General features: G+C 41.8%; 26 protein-coding genes. 16 read left to right on the forward strand and 10 right to left on the reverse strand.

From position 1 onward, the window contains the following. Positions 1-39: 39 nt before the first annotated feature. From ABJF11_RS01760 to ABJF11_RS01780, 5 genes are all read right to left on the reverse strand, one after another. Positions 40-2,706: an ABC transporter permease gene (locus ABJF11_RS01760; RefSeq protein ID WP_348117576.1), complete on the reverse strand. Its 2,667-nt coding sequence runs from the start codon at positions 2,704-2,706 to the stop codon at positions 40-42. After that, on the reverse strand, positions 2,706-3,041 hold the full coding sequence (locus ABJF11_RS01765; RefSeq protein ID WP_348117579.1) for a PadR family transcriptional regulator: 336 nt from the start codon (positions 3,039-3,041) through the stop codon (positions 2,706-2,708). The genes ABJF11_RS01760 and ABJF11_RS01765 overlap by 1 nt, the downstream gene beginning before the upstream one ends. Before the next feature lie 218 nt (positions 3,042-3,259). After that, positions 3,260-3,871, reverse strand: coding sequence for an FKBP-type peptidyl-prolyl cis-trans isomerase (locus ABJF11_RS01770; protein ID WP_348117582.1), 612 nt, complete (start codon positions 3,869-3,871; stop codon positions 3,260-3,262). A 70-nt stretch (positions 3,872-3,941) separates the two neighbouring features. Continuing rightward, positions 3,942-5,483: an SDR family NAD(P)-dependent oxidoreductase gene (locus tag ABJF11_RS01775; protein WP_348117585.1), complete on the reverse strand. Its 1,542-nt coding sequence runs from the start codon at positions 5,481-5,483 to the stop codon at positions 3,942-3,944. A 204-nt stretch (positions 5,484-5,687) separates the two neighbouring features. Further along, entirely contained in the window at positions 5,688-6,017 is a 330-nt protein-coding gene (locus ABJF11_RS01780) for a GIY-YIG nuclease family protein (RefSeq protein WP_348117587.1), read from the reverse strand. Between the two features lie 323 nt (positions 6,018-6,340). Here ABJF11_RS01780 and ABJF11_RS01785 point away from each other — a divergent pair, with 323 nt between their 5' ends. The 12 genes from ABJF11_RS01785 (at position 6,341) to hemE (ending at position 18,363) form a co-directional block, all read left to right on the forward strand. Beyond that, complete coding sequence (locus ABJF11_RS01785; protein ID WP_348117589.1) at positions 6,341-7,657, forward strand: DEAD/DEAH box helicase; 1,317 nt, start codon at positions 6,341-6,343, stop codon at positions 7,655-7,657. A 47-nt stretch (positions 7,658-7,704) separates the two neighbouring features. After that, positions 7,705-8,166 carry a DUF4440 domain-containing protein gene (locus ABJF11_RS01790; protein ID WP_348117591.1) on the forward strand — a complete coding sequence of 154 codons (462 nt, stop codon included), beginning with the start codon at positions 7,705-7,707 and terminating at the stop codon, positions 8,164-8,166. Further along, a complete protein-coding gene (locus ABJF11_RS01795; RefSeq protein ID WP_348117593.1) occupies positions 8,159-8,449 on the forward strand; it encodes a VF530 family protein in 291 nt (96 codons plus the stop codon). The genes ABJF11_RS01790 and ABJF11_RS01795 overlap by 8 nt, the downstream gene beginning before the upstream one ends. A gap of 116 nt (positions 8,450-8,565) precedes the next feature. Further along, positions 8,566-9,282 (forward strand): metallophosphoesterase family protein, encoded by a 717-nt coding sequence (locus tag ABJF11_RS01800; RefSeq protein ID WP_348117595.1) that lies wholly within the window; start codon positions 8,566-8,568, stop codon positions 9,280-9,282. 249 nt (positions 9,283-9,531) lie between these two features. Further along, positions 9,532-11,262 (forward strand): AIPR family protein, encoded by a 1,731-nt coding sequence (locus ABJF11_RS01805; RefSeq protein WP_348117597.1) that lies wholly within the window; start codon positions 9,532-9,534, stop codon positions 11,260-11,262. A gap of 629 nt (positions 11,263-11,891) precedes the next feature. Next, positions 11,892-12,443 carry a transposase gene (locus ABJF11_RS01810; protein ID WP_348117599.1) on the forward strand — a complete coding sequence of 184 codons (552 nt, stop codon included), beginning with the start codon at positions 11,892-11,894 and terminating at the stop codon, positions 12,441-12,443. A 363-nt stretch (positions 12,444-12,806) separates the two neighbouring features. Beyond that, positions 12,807-14,048 (forward strand): DEAD/DEAH box helicase, encoded by a 1,242-nt coding sequence (locus ABJF11_RS01815; RefSeq protein ID WP_348117601.1) that lies wholly within the window; start codon positions 12,807-12,809, stop codon positions 14,046-14,048. 47 nt (positions 14,049-14,095) lie between these two features. After that, positions 14,096-14,662, forward strand: coding sequence for a Crp/Fnr family transcriptional regulator (locus ABJF11_RS01820; RefSeq protein ID WP_348117603.1), 567 nt, complete (start codon positions 14,096-14,098; stop codon positions 14,660-14,662). Positions 14,663-14,738: 76 nt separating this feature from the next. Beyond that, complete coding sequence (locus ABJF11_RS01825) at positions 14,739-15,518, forward strand: sterol desaturase family protein (RefSeq protein ID WP_348117606.1); 780 nt, start codon at positions 14,739-14,741, stop codon at positions 15,516-15,518. Beyond that, the gene (locus ABJF11_RS01830; protein ID WP_348117608.1) at positions 15,515-16,156 is read left to right on the forward strand and encodes a class I SAM-dependent methyltransferase; all 642 of its coding nucleotides are present in this window, start codon (positions 15,515-15,517) and stop codon (positions 16,154-16,156) included. Before ABJF11_RS01825 ends, ABJF11_RS01830 begins: the two co-directional genes overlap by 4 nt. A 159-nt stretch (positions 16,157-16,315) precedes the next feature. Further along, positions 16,316-17,233 carry a PhnD/SsuA/transferrin family substrate-binding protein gene (locus tag ABJF11_RS01835; RefSeq protein ID WP_348117610.1) on the forward strand — a complete coding sequence of 306 codons (918 nt, stop codon included), beginning with the start codon at positions 16,316-16,318 and terminating at the stop codon, positions 17,231-17,233. Between the two features lie 101 nt (positions 17,234-17,334). Beyond that, a complete protein-coding gene (hemE, locus tag ABJF11_RS01840) occupies positions 17,335-18,363 on the forward strand; it encodes a uroporphyrinogen decarboxylase (RefSeq protein WP_348117612.1) in 1,029 nt (342 codons plus the stop codon). Between the two features lie 98 nt (positions 18,364-18,461). On the opposite strand, the gene ABJF11_RS01845 is transcribed toward hemE, so the two are convergent. The 4 genes from ABJF11_RS01845 to ABJF11_RS01860 form a co-directional block, all read right to left on the reverse strand. After that, entirely contained in the window at positions 18,462-20,879 is a 2,418-nt protein-coding gene (locus ABJF11_RS01845; RefSeq protein ID WP_348117614.1) for a response regulator, read from the reverse strand. A gap of 91 nt (positions 20,880-20,970) precedes the next feature. Continuing rightward, the gene (locus ABJF11_RS01850) at positions 20,971-22,167 is read right to left on the reverse strand and encodes a pyridoxal phosphate-dependent aminotransferase (RefSeq protein WP_348117616.1); all 1,197 of its coding nucleotides are present in this window, start codon (positions 22,165-22,167) and stop codon (positions 20,971-20,973) included. Between the two features lie 207 nt (positions 22,168-22,374). Then, positions 22,375-22,992: a recombination mediator RecR gene (gene recR, locus ABJF11_RS01855; protein WP_348117618.1), complete on the reverse strand. Its 618-nt coding sequence runs from the start codon at positions 22,990-22,992 to the stop codon at positions 22,375-22,377. Positions 22,993-23,001: 9 nt separating this feature from the next. Continuing rightward, a complete protein-coding gene (locus tag ABJF11_RS01860) occupies positions 23,002-23,283 on the reverse strand; it encodes an ATP-dependent Clp protease adaptor ClpS (protein ID WP_348117621.1) in 282 nt (93 codons plus the stop codon). Positions 23,284-23,434: 151 nt separating this feature from the next. Here ABJF11_RS01860 and ABJF11_RS01865 point away from each other — a divergent pair, with 151 nt between their 5' ends. Together ABJF11_RS01865 and ABJF11_RS01870 are read left to right on the forward strand one after the other, a co-directional pair. Then, the gene (locus ABJF11_RS01865; RefSeq protein WP_348117623.1) at positions 23,435-23,908 is read left to right on the forward strand and encodes a C40 family peptidase; all 474 of its coding nucleotides are present in this window, start codon (positions 23,435-23,437) and stop codon (positions 23,906-23,908) included. A gap of 55 nt (positions 23,909-23,963) precedes the next feature. Beyond that, entirely contained in the window at positions 23,964-24,431 is a 468-nt protein-coding gene (locus tag ABJF11_RS01870) for a DUF4136 domain-containing protein (protein WP_348117625.1), read from the forward strand. Positions 24,432-24,459: 28 nt separating this feature from the next. Here the strand turns inward: ABJF11_RS01870 and miaA are convergent, their stop codons facing one another. Continuing rightward, positions 24,460-25,371, reverse strand: coding sequence for a tRNA (adenosine(37)-N6)-dimethylallyltransferase MiaA (miaA, locus tag ABJF11_RS01875; RefSeq protein ID WP_348117627.1), 912 nt, complete (start codon positions 25,369-25,371; stop codon positions 24,460-24,462). Positions 25,372-25,731: 360 nt separating this feature from the next. On the opposite strand from miaA, the gene ABJF11_RS01880 reads away from it, so the two are divergent. After that, positions 25,732-26,115, forward strand: a complete 384-nt coding sequence (locus ABJF11_RS01880) for a DUF1987 domain-containing protein (protein ID WP_348117630.1) — start codon at positions 25,732-25,734, stop codon at positions 26,113-26,115. 69 nt (positions 26,116-26,184) lie between these two features. Next, positions 26,185-26,388 (forward strand): hypothetical protein, encoded by a 204-nt coding sequence (locus tag ABJF11_RS01885; protein WP_348117632.1) that lies wholly within the window; start codon positions 26,185-26,187, stop codon positions 26,386-26,388. The last annotated feature ends 24 nt before the right edge of the window (positions 26,389-26,412 follow it).

Consider the following 26,412-nt stretch of genomic DNA (forward strand, 5'->3'; position numbering starts at 1 on the left):
TCTGAAGTGGTTCCATAGATAGGTCGAGCACCATATGATCTACTCCACTTTGAGCGCTATTACTGGATTTGATTTAGCCGCAGCATAGGTTTTATAACTCACCGTGATCAAGGAAATAACGACTAAGATCAATCCTGGTATCAGATATAGTCCAATACCCAAATTCACTTTATATGCATAATCCTCAAGCCAGGATTGGCCCCAGACAAAAATGATAGGCGCTGCCAGTACGTTGGCGATCAGCAATAGGATCATGTACTCCTTAGAGAGCAGCAGCATCAAACTTTGTACTTCTGCACCCAATGCCTTTCTGATGCCAATTTCTTTGATTCTGGAATTGGTAGAAAATGCTACCAGCCCAAATAGTCCTAAGCACGAAATGAAAATGGCGAGTATAGAAAACGAAGTAAATAAGTTTCCAAATTGCAGGTCAGCTTGATACTGGTTGTTGAACTCGTCATCGAGGAAAAAGTAGTTGAATGGATTGTTTGGAAACACAGCGTCATACGTTTCTTCAATGTGAGCCAAAGTGCCGGGAATATCTTGCAAATCAATCTTAAATGAAATGTAACTATTACTGCCCTGATGCGCGAAAATATAAGGCGAATGCTCATCCTTGAGCGAATTCCAATGAAAATCCTTGATTACACCCATGACGCGAACCGTGTCCCAACCGCCCACAATCAGTTTTTGCTGAATAGCCTCTTCCGGTAAACCCAATCCAAATACTTGCAGTGCCTTTTCATTGATGATAAACCCATTTTCTTCAGAGGCCATTTCTGAGAAGGATCGTCCTGCCAGAAATTCGAAGTCATAGGTCTTGGTGAAATCATGATCTACAAAGACCACATTACCTGATTTGCTTTCGTCTTCTGAGATTCCAAATCGCCACATGCCAGTACGCCAATTATAACCTTTGCCTGGCACTGAACCAGAGCCGGTCACCATGGATATCGAGTGATGAGATCCAGTTACATTTTTGAATGTATTCATTTTCTCTTTTATAGTCTCTCTGTTCAGATTGACCTCAGGGCCATTGATTACCACAATTTTTTCCATGTTTATCCCCAATTCCTGATTTTTCATATAGGAGATTTGAGCATATACCAGATAGGTGCCTGATATAAGTAACGCCGAGATCCAAAATTGGAAAACTATCAAGCCCCTTCTTAGATTCACCCCTCCTTTGGACGCCTTCCTGGTAGAACCCAGCATGCTTGAAGGCTTGAATGCAGAGAGGATAAATGCAGGGTAAAGTCCGGAAAGAAGAGACCCGGAGAGAGTAATAGTTAAAAAAGATATCCAAAAACCTAATTCTTGTACTACAGTCATTTCCAGTTGCCGCCCAATGATCTCATTCAGAACTGGTAAAAGCATGTATGCAATGCCTAACGCCAGACATGCCGCCAAAATATTGACCAGGGCTGACTCTACTACAAACTGATAAATGAGTTGACCACGAAACGCTCCAATCGATTTGCGAACACCTACTTCTTTGGCTCTATACATAGCTCGCGCAGTAGACAGATTGATATAGTTTACCCAAGCTATGACCAATATAATAATCGCAATAATGGAGAATATTTGTACATCCCTCAAGCTGCCGTTGTTGGTCGCTGGATCACCAGAATAATCTGATTTCAAATGTATGTCAGCTACGGGCTGAAAAATAACGCTCACCGAAGTGGTAGATTTGGCCAAATCCTGATCGTAGGCCAGAATCAGTTGATCATATTTATCAGCCACTTGTTGCAAGTCTGCAGATTCACGTAGGTGAACATAGGTAACGAAGTTATTCCACCCCCAACCGCTGGATTCTTTGTATTGTCGGTGATCCTCTGTCAATAATTTGATGGGCATGAGAAAGTCGAATTGCAGGTGGCTATTCGCCGGGATTGGTTGCAATACGCCAGTCACAACAAAGCTGCCCGAAGCCCAACCACCATCCAACTGAAGAACCTGACCCATGGGGTCTTCTGTTCCAAAATATTTGACCGCCATACGCTCGGTGATCACAATACTTTGTTTTTCATTGAGCACCAAATCCTTGTTTCCTGCCTTCAGTGGAAAATTAAATATTTGCAAAAAAGCAGGGTCTACGAACAACATATCTTCCTCTTTGTATGGCTGCCCGTTTTCCGGATTAGTCAAAACGGCACCTCCATACTGCGGGTGGATTCTAACAAACTCTTTGAGCTCAGGAATCTCCTGTTTGCCCACTACTCCCAACCCAAAACTGGTATGGGCACCGGTACCCTGAGGTTCTCCGTTTTGAGAATAGTCCAGAAGTACGCGGTAGGTATTATCGACTCCTGGATGAAATTTATCAAAGCTGGATTCAAAATGGATGTATTGATAAATCATCAAACACACTCCCATACCGATAGCAAGGCCGAAAATATTGATCACAGAGTTGGTAGGATGCTTTTGCAGCACTCGCAGTGCCATTTTTAAGTAGTTCTTGATCATCGCTGTATTGCTTGTTTTTATAATTGAGTTTTGACTTTTCAAATCCAGGTTTCTGACGGACAGCACGGAATCCCATACATATCTGAAAGAAGCCATCAAATGACCTTGCCGCTTTTTTCGTTGTTCGAAAACCTCATTAAAATCACCTGAAATTTCTTCGTGCATTTCTTCTCCATAAATCTTCTTTAGAAGATAAGTGCCCAATGCAGGAGGCCCTTTAGGATGTTTTTTGTTCATTAGTTGATTACGGCAAAAGAAAGTTGAGGAATGGTCTTCCAAATACTGCTTCTTAAATCCTTAGACGCCTGTAGCGCAGAAAATCCTGCGGCAGTCACCTGAAATATCCTTTTGTTTTTTCCACCCCGGGTGCTGGTGGCTCCTCCCATGCGAGAGTTTAAAAACCCTTTCTTTTCCAGTCGGTACAGTGCCGAGTGAATTGCACTGATGTTCACCTTGCGATTGGCCTGATCCGACAGCGCGTCTTTCACCGATACTGCATATCCTTCATTTCCCAGCGATGCAATTATCAACAATACCAGTTCTTCAAATTCTCCTAAATATGCTCTACTCATGATTCGTTAAAATATTATCCTCACTTTTGTAAATATTATTATTACTAAAAAAGGATTATTGGTGTTGCTATAATCCTCACTTTTGCAAACATAAACATTTCTACGCAACTATCGAAAGAAAGGTTTGGGATCCAGGGCTGCAATAAAGCTTCCAAACCCTCTAAAAACAGAAAAGGGGCCTATATAGGCCCCTTTTCTTAATACATTCAATTTTGTTATTAGGCTACCGAAATCAATTCAATATCGAATACCAAGGCCGCAAAAGGAGGAATGTCCGCTCCTGCCCCTCTGTCGCCATACGCCAGATCATAAGGAATAAATAATTTCCATTTGTCTCCTGGCACCATCAATTGAAGCGCTTCTGTCCATCCTGGGATGACGCCATTTACTGGAAACGTAGCCGGCTCACCACGTTGTACTGAGCTATCAAACACTTTGCCGTCGATCAAGGCTCCAGTATAGTGGGTAGTCACCTGACTAGTCAGCGATGGTTTGTCGCCTGCAGCATCGCCCGATTCGATGATCTCGTACTGCAAGCCACTTGGCAAAGAAGTCACGCCTTCTTTTACAGCATTTACTGCTAAGAAAGCTTCGCCTTTTTCTTTGGCATCACCGTGGGCCGCAGCTTTCAGCTCACCAATTTTCTTCTGGATTACCTGATTTATTTCTTCAACTGTCAGTTCACTATGACCCGCAAAAGAATCTCCCAATCCACTCATGAAGGCATCGAGGTCAAAGATTTCATTAAAACCTTCGTTTGTAAAATTGGTACCTACACTTTGTCCTAGTCCGTAACTGAATTTCTGCTCTTCAGTATTTAATTCCGTCATTTTTTGTTTTTTTTATAAGCACGCAAAGGTAGGAGAAATATCTAGTGAAGCCAATCTCACTCAAGGAACTCTACCAGTCAATCGGAAAATAATCCTTCAGGAACTTCCCACACCAGTGCTCTCCTCTATTGATACCATCAAAAATAGGGTCCATCACTCTTGCAGCGCCATCTACAATATCTAAAGGCGGCTGAAAGTCGTGTACTTCCTCTTTGAACTTGGCAATCTGTGCCGGGTCTTCGTCTGTCACCCAGCCCGTATCTACGGCATTCATGTAAATGCCATGCTTGGCCAATTCTCCAGCCGATGTATGCGTCAACATGTTGAGTGCTGCCTTTGCCATATTGGTATGTGGGTGTCTTGGTTCTTTTTTGAATCGGTAGAACTTGCCCTCCATCGCCGTCACGTTCACAATATGCTTGATCCCTGTGTTTTCTCGTTTCATCATTGTAGACAATCGGTTGCAAAGCACAAACGGCGCAATAGAATTCACCAACTGCACTTCCAGCAATTCCGGCGTAGGCACCTCCCCTAGCTTGAGTCTCCAGGAATTGGTCGTACGCAGATCTACTTGCTGCAAATCCACGTCGAGTTTCCCTTCAGGAAATACTTCTTCGTTTTGCAACGCGCCATCATAGCTATATGGAATCTGAGACAACTGAGCAGAAGCACGAAGACCTAAGCCCGGTGCTTTTTCATTCCAGGATACTGCCAAGGTAGACGTGTCTTTTCCTGATGAGCTCACCGCTCCGATTCTGTTTAGACAATTGTGATGACTCGTGAGCAATTGCTGCACGTCTGCGGTATGCTCTTCGAATGGCAACTGCTCCATGTCCATCATGTGAGTATAAAATCCAGGCGGACGACGAACGGTCTGTGCGGCATTGTTGATCAGGATATCCAAACGATCATAGGTCTGCTCGATGTAGGTGCAAAACAGCTCCACACTAGGAGTATGCCTCAAATCCAGTCCGTGTATATGTAGCCTATTACTCCACTTGTAGTAGTCTTTTTCTTTGGCAAAGCGAATAGCCGAATCTGCCGGAAACCTTGTGGTGGCAATCACAGTAGCGCCAGCACGCAGCATCATCAGCGTAACATGGTAGCCGATCTTGAGGCGCGATCCAGTCATCAATGCCACTTGACCCGTCAAGTCAGCAGTTTGGAATCGCTTGGCATAGTTGAGATCTCCACAAGTCTCACACATCGTATCATAGAACGGATGTAGCTTGGTATACTCAGCTTTGCAGACATAGCAGTTTCTTGGAGAATTCAGCTCCTGCCCTTCCATATCCAATTTGGCTGCTGGAAGTAATATTTGATCTGGAGCCTCAAATATTTTGGCAGTTCGGGCCGACCGGATACCTGTAGCCTCTCTAGCCTGGCGATCTTGCTTTCGAATCTGAGTTTTTTCTTTGATCTTCTGATCTTTCCTTCGCTTTCGCAATTCGGTTCGATCTGGCCGAGAGACCTCTCCTGCCGCCTTCATCAAAGCCACACGCTGTTCCTCAGTCAGGTCCACCAATGGTTGACTATCGGCCGCCAATTCTTTTAATGTGGCCAAGCAAGCCTCCAAGTCCTCTTTGCTGATATTTTTCTTCTCTTTTGCCATTCGAGGCGCAAAGATATGTCGAAGTAGTCAAATTAAAACCTGACCTTCCAAATTCTGAATTATCATTATAGCCGTTCAGGGTTTAGCTAATAAGATTTCTTCGGTCATGCTTCCCTACGAAATGACTTTCATTTCGTAGACGTCATTCTGTAGCAGAGTGGAGGAATCTTATCATTTAGTTATTCCGAAAAATCAAGGCACGCTTCAATAATTAGACATTACTTCTGGTGGCGGCGGCCATTGCATGATGCTACCATTCAGAGCTCCCCAAGAAGGATTGAATTCACTAATGAGTGTTTCCTTTTTTGAACGGTTCCAATCTTTGATTTCCTTTTCCCTTTCAATAGCATGGCTTGATGAATGAAATCGCTCATAGCACACCAAATTATAGCAATAATACCTTCCAGCAAAAGTCTTGTTATTTCCTCTATTCCTAAAATGCTCAATAATTCTCCTTTCCAAATCATTGGTCATTCCAGTATACAAAACAGTCTTTGCCGGATTTGTGACAATGTAAACGAAATAGTTAGGCATACTTGAAAAGTATTAATTTGAAACGAGAAGTCAAAATAGCTTCCTGGAACAAAGCGCTTTACTATTTAACATGACAAGTTTTCTTCAACCATTCTTCCTTATGGACTGATTTTCATTTCCTCGATGTCATTCCGTAACGGAGTGGAGGAATCTCCTTAGCTATATGCTGTAATTCAGCTACTGCTTATTCCTAAGGAGATTTCTGCAGTCGTTCCTTCTTACGAAATGACTTACATTCAACCTTATGTGCAATCATCGCAACTAATAATTAAAGAGGTGGCTTGGAGTAACTTCTTTAATACGGTAAACCTTAACTTTGCCGAATGTCAGAAAACATCAAGGATCAGGAAGCTATTTTGAAAAAATTGGGCATTGAGCAGCTCAATCCAATGCAGGTAGCTGCTCATGAGGCTATTGCCAACAACAAGGAAGTGGTCTTACTCTCACCTACCGGAACAGGAAAAACGCTGGCATTTTTACTTCCTGTCCTTGCTGGCCTGGACCCAAACTCAGATCAGGTGCAGGTACTTATTCTGGTGCCGTCACGCGAACTAGCCATTCAGATCGAACAAGTAGTACGGGAAATGGGTAGTGGTTACAAAACCAACGCAGTCTATGGTGGACGTGCAGGATCCAAAGACAAAATCGATCTCAAACACGCACCCGCTATCCTGATCGGTACACCTGGGCGTATCGCTGACCACATGCGCAGAGAAACCATCCATACAGATAGCATCAAAACGCTCATATTAGATGAATTTGACAAGTCACTAGAAGTAGGCTTCGAGCCGGAAATGATGGACATCCTGGATGCCTTGAAGACTTTAGACAAAAAAATCTTGACTTCTGCTACCCAAAAAGTAGAGATACCAGACTTCATGGACATCAACAATCCAGAAAGACTGGATTTTCTTGGAGGCGCCAAAAATCAGTTGACACTAAAGACTGTGATGGCTTCTACGAAAGACAAACTAGAATCCCTGGAGCAATTGCTGGGGCATATCGGTGAAGGCAGCGGGATTATTTTTTGCAACTTCAAAGACACGATACAAATCGTGAGCGACTACTTAGAAGGCAGCCGCATCAGTCACTCTTGCTTTTATGGCGGCTTAGAACAGCAAGATCGCGAAAGAGCTTTGATCAAGTTTAGAAATGGAACCAGTCGACTTTTGCTCGCTACAGACCTGGCAGCCCGAGGGATAGATGTTCCTGAGTTGGATTTTATCATCCATTATCAATTGCCACCTAAAGCGGAAGAATTTACGCACAGAAATGGACGAACGGCTAGAATGAACAGCAGCGGAACGGCCTATTTATTGATCGGGAAAAACGAAAGGATTCCTGGTTTTGCCAGTGACATTGAGGAAGAAAAAATACAGCCGAGCTCTCGATTTTCTGACAGCTCCTGGACTACCCTATTTATCTCTGGCGGACGAAAGGACAAAATATCGAAAGGTGACATTGCAGGCCTTTTCATGAAGCAAGGCGGATTGAAAAAGGAGGAACTCGGAATCATTGAACTCAAACTGGATTGTGCCTTTGTGGCCGTTCCTCTGGCCAAGTCAGCTCAGCTCAGCCAGCAGTTGAACAATTCGAGATTGAAAAAGAAAAAGGTTAGAATTTCTGTACTGAAGTCATAGCTGGAATTCTCTATTATATTTGTCATACACCACTGTATTTATTCAGCATGAAACATCTATTAGCTATTGTACTATTGTTCGCCAGTTCAGCTTCCACTATGGCTCAGGTGAAGCCTACGCCAGAAGAAGAGCAGGCGGCCAAGCAACTCATTATCGACATTTTTCAAGATCTCCTTTCTGATTTTGATTCGACCAAAGTCGAGACTCACCTGACCTCGGACTTTCTATTGCTAGAGCACGGGGAAGTATGGAACAATGACACGATCAAAAACTACATCAGAAAAGCCCTGATCTATCCGGACAGTACTGTTAGAAATAACAGATTCGAATTCATCAAATTTGAGAAATCCGGTGACATGATTTGGTTGGCCTATGACAACTATGCTTATTGGACAAAAAATGGAAACGTGGTCGGGCGTATGCATTGGTTGGAGAGCGCTGTCGCTGTAAAAAAAGGCTCAGGATGGAAATTGAAAATGATGCACTCAACCCGAATTCAAAATGAGTGAACCGCAAAACGACCAAGTAAATAATCCGCTACACGGCGTAAAACTGGCAGATATGCTGGAACAGCTAGTGGAAATATGCGGATGGGAACATCTCGGCGAAGAGGTAGATATCAGATGTTTTACCCATGACCCGTCGATAAAATCCAGTTTGATGTTTCTGAGAAGAACCCCATGGGCCCGTGAAAAAGTGGAGCGATTTTATCTTCACGTTCTCAAACGTGGCTACAGCCGTAGAGTAAAACCAAAAAGAGACCCTGGCAAAGCCAGATATTACAAGAAGTAATTCCATTTATGCCGATTCAATCAACAACAAAGCGAAAGGCAAATTGGTGGTTGAGATCTAAAACCCGAGACCTGCAAATGCGTTGATCATGATTTGAATGACCTATAGATAACTAAATGAAAATCGCCCTAGTCACAGACCTCCATGCAGAAGAAGATTTCACCTCAAAAGCTGGCGCTAAGCCCTGGGAAAATTGGAAAACTATCCTGGCCGATATCCAATCCAGAGGTATCCAACAGCTTTTCTTTTTGGGGGATATAGGGTCCCAAGCAGCTCATCGTCAGTTTTTCGATACGCTTGATCAAAGTCAAATAGACTACAATATCATCTTGGGCAATCATGAAAATTTCGCTGAGGTAGTCCAAACCAGCAGACCAGCGTCTATAGCCGATCGAAACGAATGGTACTGGAGTGAGGAGAGCGAAGGGTACAAATCCATCTATCTGGACTCGTCTTCGGATGCCATCAGCACTACCCAACTGGCCTGGCTCCAGGCAGAACTGCAAACAGAAAAAGACCTCTTGCTATTCATCCATCATCCAGTCCTGCAAACCAACACCACCCCACAGCTCGAATTCCCGCTGGCTGGAGATGCGCAAATCTTTGACCTGCTAAAATCACATCCTAAATCGGCGCATATCTTTTGTGGCCACTTACATATGGATGATTGTATGACAGTAGAAAACATCCACCAAACCATCACCCCTTCCGCCAGTATCCAGATCAAAAGACACTCTGAAAAGGCAGAAATAGAAGACCACCTTAACTTTGCGTATCGCATCCTGGACATCAAAGCGCATGAATTGAACTCTGAGGTGATTTGGTTTGATTAAAATCATAATTAAATAATAACGTTTCGATCCAGTTGTGATCATCGCCTGATTTCCTTATTTTACAATTCGTCTGGTCAGCAGCCAGACAGCAGCCCTTCTGAGAAAGATAATTTACAGGTATCTAATATCTACCCTGAAAAGCAGAGTAGTTGAAACAAAATAGAAGAACAGTGTACGTTTATTTCAATTTTTGAAAGTAAGACATGCAAAGTTTTTGTAGCCAGACAGCTGGTGGTAATGAACCTAAGAATGGAAAACAAAATTGAAAACATAAAAATTAGACAGACTTGGCTTGATGAAATTATTGATGACATATCACCAGAGTTTCAAGATTCTGACAATGCTTTTCAAGCTTTGGCTACAAGTCTCATTTTAGATATAGATATAAATGGCATTGATCCTGCGGACATAATTGTTGATGGAAGCCAGGACAAACAAATAGACATCATTAGAATAAATGAAAATTCGGAAGAAGGGTATGCAGTTGTTGATATAATTCAAGCGAAAAATTCAACAGGTTTTAGCTCGAATGTAATAATCCAAATCAGAAATGGGTTAGACTGGATTTTTGAAAGACCGAAAGAAGAATACCGAAAAATTGACAATGAGGATTTCGTTACAAAAATCGATGAAATCAGAGAATTGAGAATGACCCACGGACCTTCAAATATTGAGGTTAATGCGTTTTTTACTACTAAAGGGGATTCCACAGTTTTATCGGAAGAATATCTTCAAGAAAGAAAAGTACTTATTGATAAATACAGCTCAGCGGGATTTTCAAATTTTTCATATAAAGAAATTGGAGCTTCTGAACTTGTTGGGTTTATTGAAGAAAGAGAAAGAGTTAAAAAACAAATTGATCTGAAAGTCCCTATTGTTTACGACAGAAATCGGGGATCTCTAATTCAATTTAACACTGGTGAAACAAAATCAGTTGTTTGTACAATAACAGGAATTACGCTTGCGGAAGTCGCTTCGACCGAACATAGAGATGCAATATTTGACTTAAATGTCCGACCCTATTATGGCTCAAAAGGTAGAGTTAATAATGAGATTCTTAACACTTGTTCAAGTGACGAAAGTAGTAGATTTTGGTTCTTAAATAATGGTGTGACGATGGTCTGTGATAAATTTGAACTTGTTGATGATCCAGACAATCATTTTCTTAACGTGAAGAATGCACAAATAGTAAATGGTTGTCAAACTACAGTTACTATTCGTGAGGCATTTGAAAGTGACTCATTAAATTCTGATGTGAAATTAGTATTAAAAGTTTATGCGACAGATAACGCAAATCTTGTAGATCGAATAACATTAACCACTAATAATCAAAACCGTATTACGGAAAGAGATTTGAGGGCCAATGAACCCGTTCAAAGAGATATTCAAAGAATAATGAATGAAATTCATGGTCACTTTTATGAAAGGAAAAATAAAGAATATAGAAATTTTCGAGGTAGCAAGAGAAAACTCATTGTACCGAATACAAAAGCAGCCCAAGCCTATTTAGCCATAGTTAGAAACAAGCCGTCCAAAGCTCGTGGATACTTGGGTGCAATTTGGTCTGAATTTTATCAGGAAATATTTTCGAACGCAACAGTCGATGATCTTTTAGTTTGCTACAAAATTTTTGACCTTTGTCAGAAAAAAGCAAGTGATTCAAAAAAGGATTCATCGCTTGAAAGAATAGATAGAGATGTTCGTGTGTATGGAATGTTTCATATTGCTAGAATACTTGGCTTCTTATTGATTAATGACAAATGGGGGACTGAAAACATTCTAAATCTGAGGACATTTCTAAACGATTTTGACATGGATTCAAATCAGACCCAAGAGAATTATGATAGAGCTGCGGAATACGCCGTTCAGATCAGAAAATTAGACGAGATAGAGTATCCAGTTCCAACCTTGTACTACAAAGCAAACATATCAAAAAACAGAATCATGGCTAAAATCCAAGAGTTAAAGGAAAGTGAATAGTTTATCAAAAGCGATATGTAAGGCGCTTGCTTTAACTGGATTTACAACATAAAATACGGAGAATTTTAGGCAAGCTTTGATTATTTATCCATGGAAAAAACTAATTTGACTTATTTATTGACACTTTTCAGTGTTACTCTAGGTTGGCTACTTAATGAACTCGGGCAATGGTTTAGAACTCGACGAGAAGATAGAAAAGTCAAAAAACAAATACTTTATAATCTTTTAGAAACCAATTCTATTTTCAACCGGTTTGATACCCCAACTGGCGCAAGTTTAGCAAAGCGTAACTTGTGACTGAAAATGAAAAACAGAGTTTTCAACTCGGTGAATGACAACCAATAAGCGTAAAATACAAGATAAGGGATCAAGAAAAATTAGCATGTACAAAGTAATCTAAGACTTACTTGTCATTAAAAGGCACAAGTTACAAACTTGCGCCAGAGGGTAGTTTTTGACTGAAAAATGAGACTTCTACTCATCAGAGCATGGAATTGTCATTTTTGTAGCTGTTATTCGCTTACATTACCCAACTGGCGCAAGTTTAGCAGTGCCTACGGCGGGTAGGCAAGCGTAACTTGTGACTAAAAATGAAAAACAGAGTTTTCAACTCGGTGAATTGACAACCAATGAGCGTAAAATACAAGATAAGGGATCAGGAAAAACCGCACTTTCTAAGCTTTGCTACTGTCGAGTGGGTCGATGTGTTTACACGAATTGAATACAAACAGGTAATTGTAGATAGTTTAAAATATTGCCAAGAAGAGAAAGGATTATTGCTTTATGCATGGTGTATCATGACCAATCACTTACACCTTATCATTTCGTCCAAAGAAGGAATAAAACAAGAAGATATCATTAGAGATTTCAAAAAACATACCTCAAAACAGTTATTGAAAATGATAGAATCCAATGCTAAAGAGAGCAGGAAAAATTGGATGTTATGGATATTCAAAAAAGCAGGTGAAAGAAACAACAATAACAAGAATTTTCAGTTCTGGCGTCAAGATAATCACCCCATTGAATTATCTACCAATCAAATGATGGAACAGCGATTGGATTACCTACACAATAATCCTGTAGAAGCAGGAATAGTAGATGAACCTGAGCACTACTTATACAGCAGTGCAAGAGATTATTCGGGAAAGAAAGGACTATTAAAAGTAGAATTTATAAGCTGAATGAACCAGTCTAAGAATTATTAATTATAAAAAGGCACAAGTTACAAACTTGCGCCAGAGGAGGTTGGCTATGCGGAATATATTAGAACCAATATAAGTGATGACTGCACACTGGATGATGAGGGTAACGCCACCTGTACGCTTGAAATATGCGATTAAACTCCAACTGACGCCACTGGCTCAGTTTAGCCATGCCTGCAGCAGACGAGATTAGCGTAGCTTATGACTGGAAACGAAGGAATTGTTTTTACCAAAGGGTTGAAAAATCTATTCTGCCAATTCCAGACGCTTTAGCCAGACTTATACCTACCTTTGCGCCTTAGAGAAATGCCAAAAGTGCATTTCAGCACTTTATATTATACAATGACATTCGATCAATTGCCACTCATAGCGCCCATATTGAAGGCGCTCAAAGATAAAAATTACAGTGAACCTACAGCCATTCAGGAAAAAGCCATACCTCTGGTATTGGATCGACAGGATGTAATGGGTAGTGCCCAGACCGGCACAGGAAAAACAGCAGCATTTGCCATACCGATCATCCAGCGGATCCACGAGATGGATCAAGGCGGCAAACCGCAATTGCTTTCGTTGATCGTGACGCCTACGCGCGAATTGGCCATTCAGATTGATGACAACATCAGACTGTATAGCAAATACACCAACTTGAAGCACACCGTGATTTTCGGTGGTGTAAAACAAGGCTCCCAAGTAGATAAACTCAGAAGAGGCGTACATGTATTGGTCGCCACACCCGGTCGATTGTTGGATTTAATCACGCAGGGTCATATTTCCCTGAGTCAGGTCAAGATTTTCGTATTGGATGAGGCCGACAGAATGCTCGACATGGGCTTTGTCAATGACGTCAAGAAGCTGTTGAAGTTATTGCCGACCAAAAGACAATCGCTTTTCTTCTCGGCCACCATGCCGACTAGCATTCTCAAGTTGGCCAATGAGATCCTCACCAACCCTAAGAAAATAGAAGTCAATCCGGTCTCCTCTACTGCGGAGACGATCCAGCAATTCTTGTTTTATACCAATCGTACAGACAAGAAGAAATTGTTGCTGCATATTTTGACTGATCAAAAGATCGATCAGGTATTGGTATTTAGCCGGACCAAACATGGAGCAGATCGCATCACCCGAGATTTGGCCAAAAACAAAATTCGCTCAGCAGCCATACATGGCGACAAAGCTCAGAACCAACGTCAGAAGGCACTCCAAGATTTTAAAGCTGGAAAGATTAGAGTACTGGTGGCCACGGATATTGCTGCCCGGGGTATTGATATAGATAAGCTCAAGTATGTCATCAATTACGATGTGCCGGAAGAAGCAGAGACCTATGTGCATAGAATCGGGAGGTCTGGCCGTGCGGGCGAATCCGGAAATGCGATCTCGCTCTGTGAACCAGAAGAAAACGTTCGCATCAAGGCGATTGAAAAATTGACCAGGCAGACGATCAGAGTGATCAAAGATCACCCATTCCCTCAAACCGAAAAGGCCATGAGCGAGGCTGAGAAAAAAGAGTGGAACAAGGAGAAGCAGCGTCGCAAGCAGGAGTTCTTCGCCAACCGAAAGAAAAGCGGTGGTGGCAGAAGAAGGTAGCTTGCTGAAAATACGTTAGATTTATATGAATCTAATGGTGCCTTCAGATGTCATTTTTAGCCTTTTATAATTCCATAGTTCATACTTCGATAGAGTCGATCAACGAACTCCCCTTTTCTGTAGGTACAGTCCATTTTAAGAAAGGTGAAGTGGTAACCGAATATGATCAGTTGGAAGATACTGTCTATTTCATCAATGAAGGCATGGTCGAAATGACAATCAAAAGCTACATGACGGAGAAGATTATTGACTTCTTTTTTAAGAACGAAATGGTTTGCGGCTTTACATCATTTCTGACCCAGCAACCTACAGATGTAAAGATCACAGCACTGATAGATACTCAAATGGAAGCCATCAAGCGTGATGACTTGATGGAGGCCTATAGTCATTCTTTGGAGGCCAATCAGTTTGGGAGAATACTAACGGAGCACGGATACATAAGAAAATCTAACCGCGAAAAAGACCTGCTGACCAAGACGGCCGAAGAAAAATACGCTGAAATGTTCGCCACCCATTCGCAGTACATTACGCAAATCCCGGTCAATAAAATTGCCAAATATCTGGGCATTCACCCCGAAAGTCTCAGTAGAATCAGGAAGAAGATAAATTCCTAACATAGGTCAAGTCCTTTTTCTGGCTTAAAAATCCTGCCCCCCGTTCCTTTGTCTTTCAAAATAAAAACAAAGGATCATGGAAAACATTTTTTCACAGTTACCCAGTCCGGTAGACATTCTGCTGGACCCACTTTCATTATACGTTCTCGGGGCCTATGGCTTGCTCATTGCATGGGAGGAGATATTTCCTGCAAGGAAATTACCAAAGGTCAAAAACTGGCGAATCAAGGGCTTGACCTTCTTCTTCACCTACTTTTTTGTAGCCTCCTATCTCCCACTATTTACAGACCCCTATCTAGCAGAGTATCAGCTTATGGACTTGAGTCAATGGGGAGTCATTCCAAGTGCAATTATCGGGTTCGTCATTTTAGAAACCGTGCAATACGCCTACCATAGGCTGATGCACAAATACGACTTCTTCTGGCGAAATTTTCATCAGGTACACCATAGTGCAGAGCGATTGGATTGCTATGGAGCACTCTTCCACAGCCCATTAGATATGATAGGCTTTACTATGGTGGGTAGCATCAGCTTTGCGCTAATCGTAGGACTGTCCCCGTATGCGATTACAATCAATATTTTTGTAATCAACTTCCTGGCCTTTTTTCAGCACGCTAACATCCATACGCCACGCTGGGTGGGATACCTGGTCCAGCGGCCAGAAAGCCATTCTGTACATCACGGAAGAAACATCCATCGATACAATTATGCCGATCTACCGCTGATTGATATGATTTTTGGCACTTTCCAAAATCCGGAGAGCTATACAAAGGCCACCGGTTTTTATGAAGGCGCGTCAAGCAAAATCTGGGCTATGTTCAGAGGAAAAGATGTTTCCAAACCCTCTAAGTCATGAGCAAAAACTCGTTTGAACTCAACGAGTTCAGAGGGCCATTAAATTCATGGATGTTTAAGACACTGGATGGTTATATGGACTATCTATTCGTTAGAACCAAACGGGATTTGTTCAAAAATCATCCAGATACTGTGGTAGAGATTGGGCCAGGTACGGGAGCCAATATGAGATACCTTCGAAAGGGTTCGACACTTATTGCCATAGAACCAAACATACACATGCATAAAAACTTAAGGCAAAGCGCGCTTGATCATGGGATCAATCTTGAGATCAAAAGTCTGATTGGCGAAGCCATTGACATGGCCAGTGACTCTTGTGAGTTTGTGATAGGTACGCTGGTCTTGTGCACGGTAGATGACCCACGCCTGTGTCTGGAGCAAATCAAACGGATCCTCAAGCAGGGAGGAGAGTTTGTATTTATTGAACATGTGAAAGCCAGGAGTGGAACGCTTCTGGCTTTCATCCAACGCCTCATTCACAGACCCTGGCACTGGTTCTTTGAAGGATGTCATACCAATAGAGATACAAGTGCGCTCATCCGGTCCATTGGTTTTAGTGAGGTGCATTTGGACGCCTACGCGCTTTATTCTCCATTTGTACCGATTATTCCACAAATCAAAGGAAGAGCTATCAAATGAGCAGTGCAAATCAATAGCTATCAGGCACTGGTTACAAAATTGAAAGTGGATTTATGACACCTAATCTCTGCAAGGATCGTTAAAGGAATTTGTAAGATTACTGGTCATTCTAAATACTCCGTTAATACTCAAAATTTTACCAAAAAAGTGAAACATAAAATGATCATTTCGAAGATTAAAAACTCAATCCATTTACTCGCAATAGTTCTTCTGATGGCTTGTAGCAATCAAAAGGAACCTCTGCAATTAGCTACCTACACCTACGCCACCAATGACAGAATCGCTCATCTGGAGCCACTTGCCGAAGAACTGAAAAAATCTTTGGACAGGCCGGTAGAAATCACAAGTTATCCGGATGTGGAAGCTTTTGTAGCTGGGATAAAAGCCAACAAAATAGATGTAGCACTGATCAATACGCTCGGTTATCTGATTTTATCTCTGGACAATGAGCACATGTTGCCCGTTGCCACCTTGAAAGTAAAAACAGACGCCTTGGACAACTACAAAACCGTACTGCTGAGCAACAAACAAATAAGCAGTACAGATTTTGTCAAAGCTAATTCTGACAGTCTTTCTTTCATGTTTGTAGCGCCGGGCTCTACTTCAGGCCACTTGATTCCCAGATTGTACCTCAGCGCACTAGGCCTGCATCAACCGGAAGACCAATTCAAATCTGTGACTTATGGTGGCAATCATACGTCTACACTTGAGCGGCTGCTCGCTGGCGAATCAGACCTATGCGCCATCGGTAGCAATGAATATTTCAAACAAATCAAAGCGGACTCTCTCCTGCTCACAAAGACAAACTTGCTTTGGATCTCAGACGAAATTCCATTGGGTCCTGTGCTGCTAAACAAGAGAATGTCTGACTCAGAAAAGGAAAAGATTACCACCCTCTTATTAGACTTGCATCAAGTGAATGCCGAAGCGCTCTCTTCCATCAAGGACGGATGGTCAGAAGCCAAACAGGCGGAAAAATTCTACGCGATCACAGACGATTATTACGATGATTTCAGAAGTCTCAATGGTCAGAACACTCGCCTTTCCGAAATTCTAAACCTGTTTACGATTAAGTAATGATGCTCCCTTTTTTATAGCGGTTGTCAAATTATTAGTTTAAAAAAGTGTTTTCATAAATCCCCTATTATCTTTGCCGCCAGAGAATTCTAGCACCCAATATGCAATTACATAACGATCTAATTCTAAGAGCCGCAAGAGGAGAAAAAACTGATAGAGTACCAGTATGGCTGATGCGTCAGGCTGGAAGAATACTTCCAGAATACCGAAAAGTGCGTGAGAGCGTGAGTGGGTTTATAGAATTGGCCACGACACCCGAGCTGGCCGCAGAGGTCACTCTCCAGCCAGTCGATATTCTGGGTGTGGATGCCGCCATTATTTTCTCGGACATTTTGGTCATCCCAGAGGCTATGGGACTGCCATATGAGATGATCGAAAAGAAAGGGCCGTGGTTTGAAAATACGATTAAGTCGTCGGCTGACCTCAAGAAAATACGCATAGCTAATCCTGAAGAGGACTTAAACTATGTCGCCGAAGCGATCAAGATCACGAAAAAAGAATTGAGCGGCCGAGTGCCTCTTATTGGCTTTGCGGGCGCACCATGGACTATATTTTCGTACATGGTCGAAGGGTCTGGAAGCAAAACCTTCTCCAAGGCGAAAAAAATGCTCTATACCGAACCTGAGCTTTCTCATCAGCTGCTGGACATGATCACTGAGAGTACAATTAAGTATCTCAAGATGCAAATTACCTGCGGTGCGGATCTGGTACAAATCTTCGATTCCTGGGCTGGGATTCTATCTCCGGCACAATATGAAGAATTTGGTCTTCGCTACATTTCCAAAATCTGTGATGCTATAGACATCGTGCCAGTCACCGTGTTTGCCAAAGGTGCATATTTTGCACGTAAGAAGATGAGTGAGCTCAATTGTGAAACCATCGGACTGGACTGGAACATGTCGGTGTCGGCGTCAAGAAGACTCATTGGAGAGTCTAAAACACTACAGGGAAATCTAGACCCCTGCGTGCTCTATGCTTCGGACAAGGAAGTCGAAAGACAAACGATCGAAATGCTGGAGAAATTCGGTGGACATAGACACATAGCCAATTTAGGTCATGGTGTTTATCCGGATATTAGTCCTGACAAGGTGAAGATATTTATCGAAACGGTGAAAAACTGGCGGGCGTAAATATTCATCTTACTCTATTTGAAATAGGGATCAAAGTGAATTAGGATTTCCATGGGTTGATGAACGCTGGAAGACGAATACATCAAGGGGAAGAACGGTTATTTCATCTCCTTCTCAGAAGCTTCCCTTTTTTCAATATGCACTCTGATTTTATTATATAGATCATCCGGATCAAATGGCTTGGTAATGAAGTCGTTCATCCCAGACTTAAACACCCGATCTCCTACATCCAACATGACCGATGCGGTGAGGGCAAGAATGGGCACGGTAAACCCTCTTTTTCTCAACTCTTCTGAGGCAGTGTATCCATCCATCTCTGGCATTTGAAGATCCATCAAAATCAAATCATAAACACCTTCTTCAGCACGGGTCAGCGCCACTTTTCCGTTTTCTGCTACCTCCACCGCTATATCCCATCTCGACAAAAATTTCTTTGCCACCATTACATTCACTGGGTTGTCTTCTACCAAGAGAATCTTCTTGCCTTCCAAATCATTGTGTACTTCAAGAATCTTCTCAGTCACCCTTTCCTGATCATCGCTGATCGCGAAGGTTTGGGTGAAATAGAATCTGGACCCCTGTCCTTCTACACTAAATACATTGATCTTAGTATTCTGCAGATCCAATATCCTTTTGGTAATAGACAATCCCAATCCAGTGCCGCCATACTCTCGCGTAGTGGAGGTAGAGGCTTGAGAAAAACTATCGAAAATCGTCTTGAGTTTGTCTTTTGGAATTCCTATACCCGAGTCCTCCACCGAGAATTTGATTGAGACTCTCTTTTTAGTCTGCATGATAGTATTCATACTCAGCGTTACTCCTCCCTCTTCGGTAAACTTTATTGCATTCCCAAGTAGATTGGTTAGAATTTGGCTAAGCCGCAACCCATCGCACATCACATATTTCGGGATATCATCGTCGTGCAAAAAACTGAGATAGATGTCTTTCTCCCTCGCCTTATTGTCAAATCCTTTGACAATATTTTTCGCCATTTCGATTACGTTTACATCAACCTCCTCGAATTCAATTTTCCCAGCATCCAGTTTACTATAGTCCAGTACATCGTTGATGAGGACGTGTAAGTGTTCGGCCGAGAACTTGAGCGTTTTTAGGTCGTCTACATGTTGTTTCTTTGGCTTGTCTTCTATCAAGTAGTTGGTCAGACCGATGACTGCGTTGAGCGGCGTTCGGATCTCATGAGAGATCATGGATAAGAAATCTGATTGTGATCTGGCGGCTGACTCGGCTTTTTCTTTGGCGATTTCCATTTTCCTATTGTAGCGATAAAAAAGAATAATAGATTGGAAAAAGAAAAATTGCTGATAGCCAACAAAATAGAACAACATCGAATTGCTCATAAAGCCAAAATGCTCCAGTATCACAGCACCCATCACTAAAAACAGTAGAAACGAACTGATCAAAGACATCAGAGATCCTTCACGTCTTTTGATCACGGCCATGATATACGTGTATATCATATACACAAATCCTATAAGGACCATCACTGAAAATGGCGCCACCAGCTGAGTAAATACCTTGACCGGGAAAACCAAAGTAATGAATACAAAGGATGAACACACCAGAGTCACCAGCAATAGAAATAGCCTGGAGGTTTCTCTTTTATACAGATAGAATGAGTAGTATGAAAAGAAAAGGCCTGCCATAAACATGGTAATGTATTCGGCCTTAAGCGTAAGCAGCCAGGGCAATTCCGGATACAAGGTATGCAGGGTATAACTACCCGAACCCACAGATCGATAGCTGTAAAACAAGCAAAATAGGGAGTAGTACAGAATCTGCTTTTCATGGCGTCCAAATGAGAATAGCACCATAAAAAAAAGTCCAATAAAGAATAGACTAGAGGACATGATCAGATCAAAAGCTCGCTCACGGCCCTCTATGGTCTGCATCTTTACTTTTTCCCCGAGCTTTAGATCATAAAAACTTCCGCCACGTGAGTGATGATAATTGGAAATCTGAAGAACAATCTCCAGCGTATCCGATGTGACTTTAAACTCGCGTGTCATGTATTGCCAATGAGGCACAGATGTCTTGGGGTTCATCCCAACCTGACCATTGGATCCAATGTACTCTCCATTCAAAAACAACAAATACGAAGAATAGAAGTGCGGAATGGTGATGGCTAATTCGGGGGTGACTGAATTGACCACTACTTTCAGGCGCTGTGTAGCATAGCCGTCAGAAGTAATAGTATCGCCGTCGACTACATCGCCCTTCCATAGCTTGGGGAATTCGCGATAGCTCGGGGTTGTTTTGAGGGAATCAAAATCAGTAGGATAAAGTATACTTTGCCAGTAAAACTCCCACTCACCAGCGAGTGGTATAGGTTGTGCTTTTTGAAATTGCCACTCCCTTAAATCAAGGACACCATTTTTGGCTTTAGGCAGGTCTTGGGCATTGGAACACCAAAAGCAGGCCAAAAAAATACCAAGAAATAGATTCTTGAGATAGTTTGTTGGGTACAAGTAACTGATAAAAATCCGAGCTGAATTCATTACGGGATAAAACTAACTAAATCAGCTCAAAGATGAATAGGAAAAAGAGGATTGATCTCTAACCAATCCTCTCTCTTGCAAGCGTGATAAGCTAGCTTAGTTTTGCTAATGTATCTTTTATTCTTTTGAGCGCTTCTCGTAAATTTTCTTCAGAAGCTGCATAGGACAGTCGAACACAATTTTCATCTCCAAATGCCTCTCCTGTTACCAAAGAGACGTGCGCATTTTCCAATAGATAAATACACAATTCGCTCGCATTATTGATTGTGGTCGTTCCATCAGATTTTCCAAAATAGCTACTCAAGTCCGGAAAGAAGTAAAAAGCTCCTTGAGGCATATTAGTTTTTACGCCAGGAATATCGTTCAGTAGTTGATGGACAAGTGCTCTTCTTCTGCCATACTCTTCGGTCATGGCCTTGGTCGGCCCCAAGTCTGATGTGAGAGCCGTCAACGTGGCTCGTTGAGCTATGCTGCAGTTGGCAGAAGTCACCTGCCCCTGAATTTTATTACAAGCTTTGGCAATCCAGGTCGGCGCCCCTATGAAACCAACTCTCCAACCCGTCATGGCAAAACCCTTGGCCATACCGTTGATAGTAATGGTCTTGTCCAACATACCGGGCATAGTGCCAATGCTGGCATGAGCACCAGAGAAGTTGATGTGCTCATAAATCTCATCAGAGATTACATACAATCCTTCTCTATCTCTTACTACTTCAGCGATAGCTGTTAGTTCTTCTTTGGTGAATACCGATCCTGTAGGGTTGCATGGAGAGGAGAAAATGATCACCCTGGTTTTGTCAGTAATAGCCGCCTTCACCTGCTCTGCAGTGGCTTTGAAATCATTTTCTAGTCCACCTTTGACCAACACAGGAATGCCCTCTGCCATTTCAATGGCAGCGGTATAACTAACCCAAAATGGAGAAAGCACAATCACCTCATCTCCAGGGTTTACCAATGAAAGCATCACATTCACGATGGACTGTTTGGCACCGTTGGACACTACGATCTGATTAGGCGTATAGTCCAATCCATTTTCTCTTTTGAACTTATCTGAAATAGCCTGACGGAGATCGGCATATCCATTGACTGGTGGGTAGGCGAAATACTTTTCTGAATCAATGGCTTCTTTGGCACCTTCCTGAATGTGCTTCGGGGTCTTAAAATCTGGTTCACCCAGACTCAAGCTGATCACATCAATACCTTTTTCCTTAAATTCTCTGGCTTTTGCAGCCATGGCAAGGGTGGCGGACTCCGCCATATTTTTGATTCTATTTGATAAGTGTTCCATCGATCTAATTTCTTAACTTAATATGCGGCAAAACTAGATAAGCTGGAGACTAAACGCATACCATTCCGATTAAAAATTTTAACATTCACGTTAAAAAATGTTCAAAAAAATACCAATTAATTGGAAGCCCCATCAGTGACATAGCTGATTTGGTATGAGATTCGAAAAATAATTATTGAAGTGGGGACATCACTTATGGGTGCGATTCTAGTTACTTTCAGAAGAGTAGCTGGTACGGGTGACGATACTTCTGGCAAGGGTGACTTCATCTGCATATTCCAATTCCCCGCCAATGGGTATCCCACGAGCGATGGTGGAGATTTTCACTCCTGTTTCTTCCAGTTTTCTGGAAAGATAAAAACAGGTAGTATCGCCCTCCATAGTGGCACTCAGTGCCAAAATGACTTCCTTTACTTCACCATTTGAATCTTTGATACGCTCCACAAGAGAGTCTATTTGCAGGTCTTCTGGCCCGATCCCTTCTATCGGAGAAATCACCCCTCCCAAGACATGAAACATGCCCTGGTATTGTCCTGTGCTCCGTATCGCTAGCAAATCCGGTGTATCTACGACCACACAAATGAGAGAAAGGTCTCGACTAATCGTCCGACAAGTACAATCTGTGGTATGTGATATGACGTGGCAGGTATCGCAGTATTTGGTCTCCTGCCTTAGTCTGACCAGTGATGCAGATAAGCTTTCCGTGGTGGCTTCATTCTCTTTAAGTAAATGAAGCGCCAGCCTCAATGCTGTTTTTTTACCTATTCCGGGTAGTTTGGAAATCTCCTTTACGGCCTCCTCAATCAGTTCACTTGGAAATTCCATTCAGTTTTTTTAGTTAATCACCGCACTAATGCCCGCATCAAGAATACCTTCTTTCATCGGTTTCAAAAAATCGTATGCACCTTCTTTCACTTTGCACTTTCCATTGTTGTGGATGATATGCGTACATTGCTCTGCCTGCTCCCTTTCATGTTTGCAAACTTTGATCAAAGTATCGATGACATGGTCGAAGGTATTGACTTCATCATTGAATACCACGAGGATCCGTCCTTCATCCTCCTTTTCTTTCTCCAATACCTCTGTGAGCTCTTCTTCTTCTAATTGCCAAGACATATTCTCTTCATTTATTGCGCAGCCTGGAACATTAGTCAGCTACAAAATTGCAACAAAAATAATTATTGTAAAATTCTTGTCCGTTTCTAGTCGTTAAAAAAATATCAGTAACTTAATTTGGCATTAATAATACAATCTCGTAGGATCCAATATGCAAAAAGCAGGACTTTCATTAATCATTCTTCTATTTCTAACCTGTGGCGGAGCTGTAGCTCAGAAAAAACAAAAGAAAAAACAGCAATCTATCACCAAAGTAGTACAGACAGCCTATAGCTATAAGGGTACACCTTATAAATATGGCGGTACTTCCAAATCAGGTATTGACTGCTCAGCTCTAATGCAAAACTCCTATGCAAGGGCTGGATACAAAATCCCGCGGACAGCAAAAGAACAATCAAAGTTTGGTAAAAAAATCGGCTGGTCTGGGTTAAGGAAAGGAGATATCGTTTTTTTCAAGTTTAAATCCAAACGTGAAAAATGGTACCACAGTGGTATGATCACTTCAGTGAGTAAAAAAGGCACTTATTTCATTCACGCCTCTACCTCCAAGGGGGTCGTAGTTTCCAATCTCAACTCTGACTATTACAAAAAAAATGTAAAGGCCTTTAGAAGGGTCATTAAATAAATAACACAGATACGGATCATACTTATTAAATTGTTATTTGCAAAAGGAGCCCGATATGAAAAAAACGATTGTTTGTCTTGTCCTACTGATTTGTGTATCATCATCAGCCATGTCGCAGTTGGTGTTTAGACATCATTACTTCCAAACCGATCTGTCCAACTACGACACCTATCGCCTCGCTTCTTTTATGATCAATGGAAAAAAAGCCAATCCAGCCGAGAGTAGTCAGCTGTCAGCTGTACAGAGCAAACTGCACGAGGCGTTGTCCAAGCGTGGGTTTGAGCAGTCTACCGAGCCAGATATACTTGTATTCCTAGCCTTGAAAGTGGATACGCTGGGCGTGGCCATACCCAATGCCTCTAAAAGAGACCTCATGACCAGCTTTTCTGTTGATATTAGAGAGGATGGAGAACTGGATAAAATATTTGTGGGTGAAGTCAATGGGTTACTGGTCAACGATGGTAAAACCGAGAAGCGACTAAAGAAAATATACCGAAAGTTTTTCTACAGTTTTGAAAAATAATTAATCGCACAATTTATCACGAATTATATCAATCAATTTCCTGCTCAATTCTCGCTATGATAGCTTCCATTTGATTAGGTTGAAACCAATGAAATTCGGGGTCTTTTCTAAACCAGGTAAGTTGCCGCTTGGCGTATCTTCTGGAATTTCTTTTTAGTAGTCTGACTGCCTCATCCTTGTCATATTGTCCCTCGATAAAGTCAAATATCTCCTTATAACCAACGGTTTGCAATGCATTTTGAGACCGCATCGGGTAAAGACTCTCGGCTTCTTCAAACAATCCCTCCTCTATCATTACGTCCATGCGCTGATCTATTCTATCATACAAAACTTCACGATCCAGACTTAGGCCTATTTTGAGTATCCTAAAATCATGTGACTTTTTTACATTATCCTTTCTGAATTGTGAATAGGGCTTTCCTGTAGCTCGCAATACTTCTACACCTCTGATCACGCGCTGCGGATTGTATTTGTCCACCACTTCATAATATTCAGGATCAGAGCGCTTCAATTCGGCCAACATTGGTTCTAACCCGGATGTCCTGAACTCTTCGTTGAGTTCGTTTCTTATTTCTTTTGGTACTTCAGGCATTTCATCCAATCCATCACAGAATGCTTTTATGTACAATCCTGAACCGCCAACCATAAATTGGACTTTGTTCTTTGTGAACAGCGAATCCAACAAGGGTTCTGCGTCTCTGGCAAATGAACCTGCATCATAATCTTCTTGAATAGAATGTGAATTGACAAAGTGATGTGCAATGGAGTTCAATTCTTCCTGAGCTGGTTTGGCAGTCCCAATTTCCATTTCCCGATAAAACTGCCTCGAGTCAGCGGAAATAATTTCGCCATGGAAATATTGAGCCAGCGATAAGCTTACACTGGTTTTTCCGACGGCTGTAGGCCCGGCTATCACCACCAAAAGGTTTTGTTGACTCATACATCAAAGATAGAACAAGGGAGGGTTTGAAAGTCGATTATCTTCTCCTAATTAATCATAATGCAAGTTGAGAGATGAATTATATCCTGTTAAACAATTTCAAAATTATATTCATATTTTGATGCTAAAAGGATATATTAGCCGACAAGTAGGATAGTATGTCATGTACTAGAATATAAACTGGCATTCAGCAGCTGAGAAAGTTATATTATGTACTGAAAGAAAAGGTTGAATCATTGACAAAAGTCAATCCTAAGTCTTTTCATTTATCCTAACCAAAAGAATTAAGCAACTTACGTAAGACGCAATTGAGAGAGTTTTGCGATCTGATACCCAAACCAGGGAAATGATGGAGGATTTATGGAAAAATTAATCATTAGGCCAACCAGGATTACACCCCTAATCTATTTCGATCCTAACCGAGGATTACTTGAGCTTAGAGGAAAATCCAGTCCAGAAAATTCAATTCAGTTCTATAGCCAATTGATAAGCGATTTGGAAGAATTTGCCCGCAATAGCAAACAAAATTTAATTGCAAACTTCAAGTTTGAATATTTCAACACCAGTTCTTCAAAATGTCTATTCGACATTTTCAGAAAAATGAACGCTGTCAAAGAGAATGGTTTCGAATTGTCTATCAACTGGTACTATGAGGAAGATGATGAAGATATGTTGGAGGCCGGAGAAGATTACGCCGACCTACTCGGAATCGAATTCAACTATGTTGAAACGCAATTCGACTAATTGCAATTAAACCTTTTGTAGTCAAGCCTGTCTAATGACCAAAAATTATTTAACTATATAATTACGGTCATGAAAATACTACTTATAATTATCGGAATTTTGTTTGCTAGTAGCACTTATGCACATCCTGCAAAGTGCCACCAACGTACTCACGCCAGGGTAGTCGTGGTAAAAAAAGCAAGACCCGCCCACAGAAAAGTCTGGATCGAAGGTCATTGGGTCAAAACCAGAAAAGGCAAAGTGTGGGTAGCTGGTCGCTGGAAAAGAATTTAGTAAAGATAAAAAAGGGCTGTCACA

It is taken from the genome of Reichenbachiella sp. (assembly GCF_039941815.1).
Classification (GTDB): Bacteria; Bacteroidota; Bacteroidia; order Cytophagales; family Cyclobacteriaceae; genus Reichenbachiella.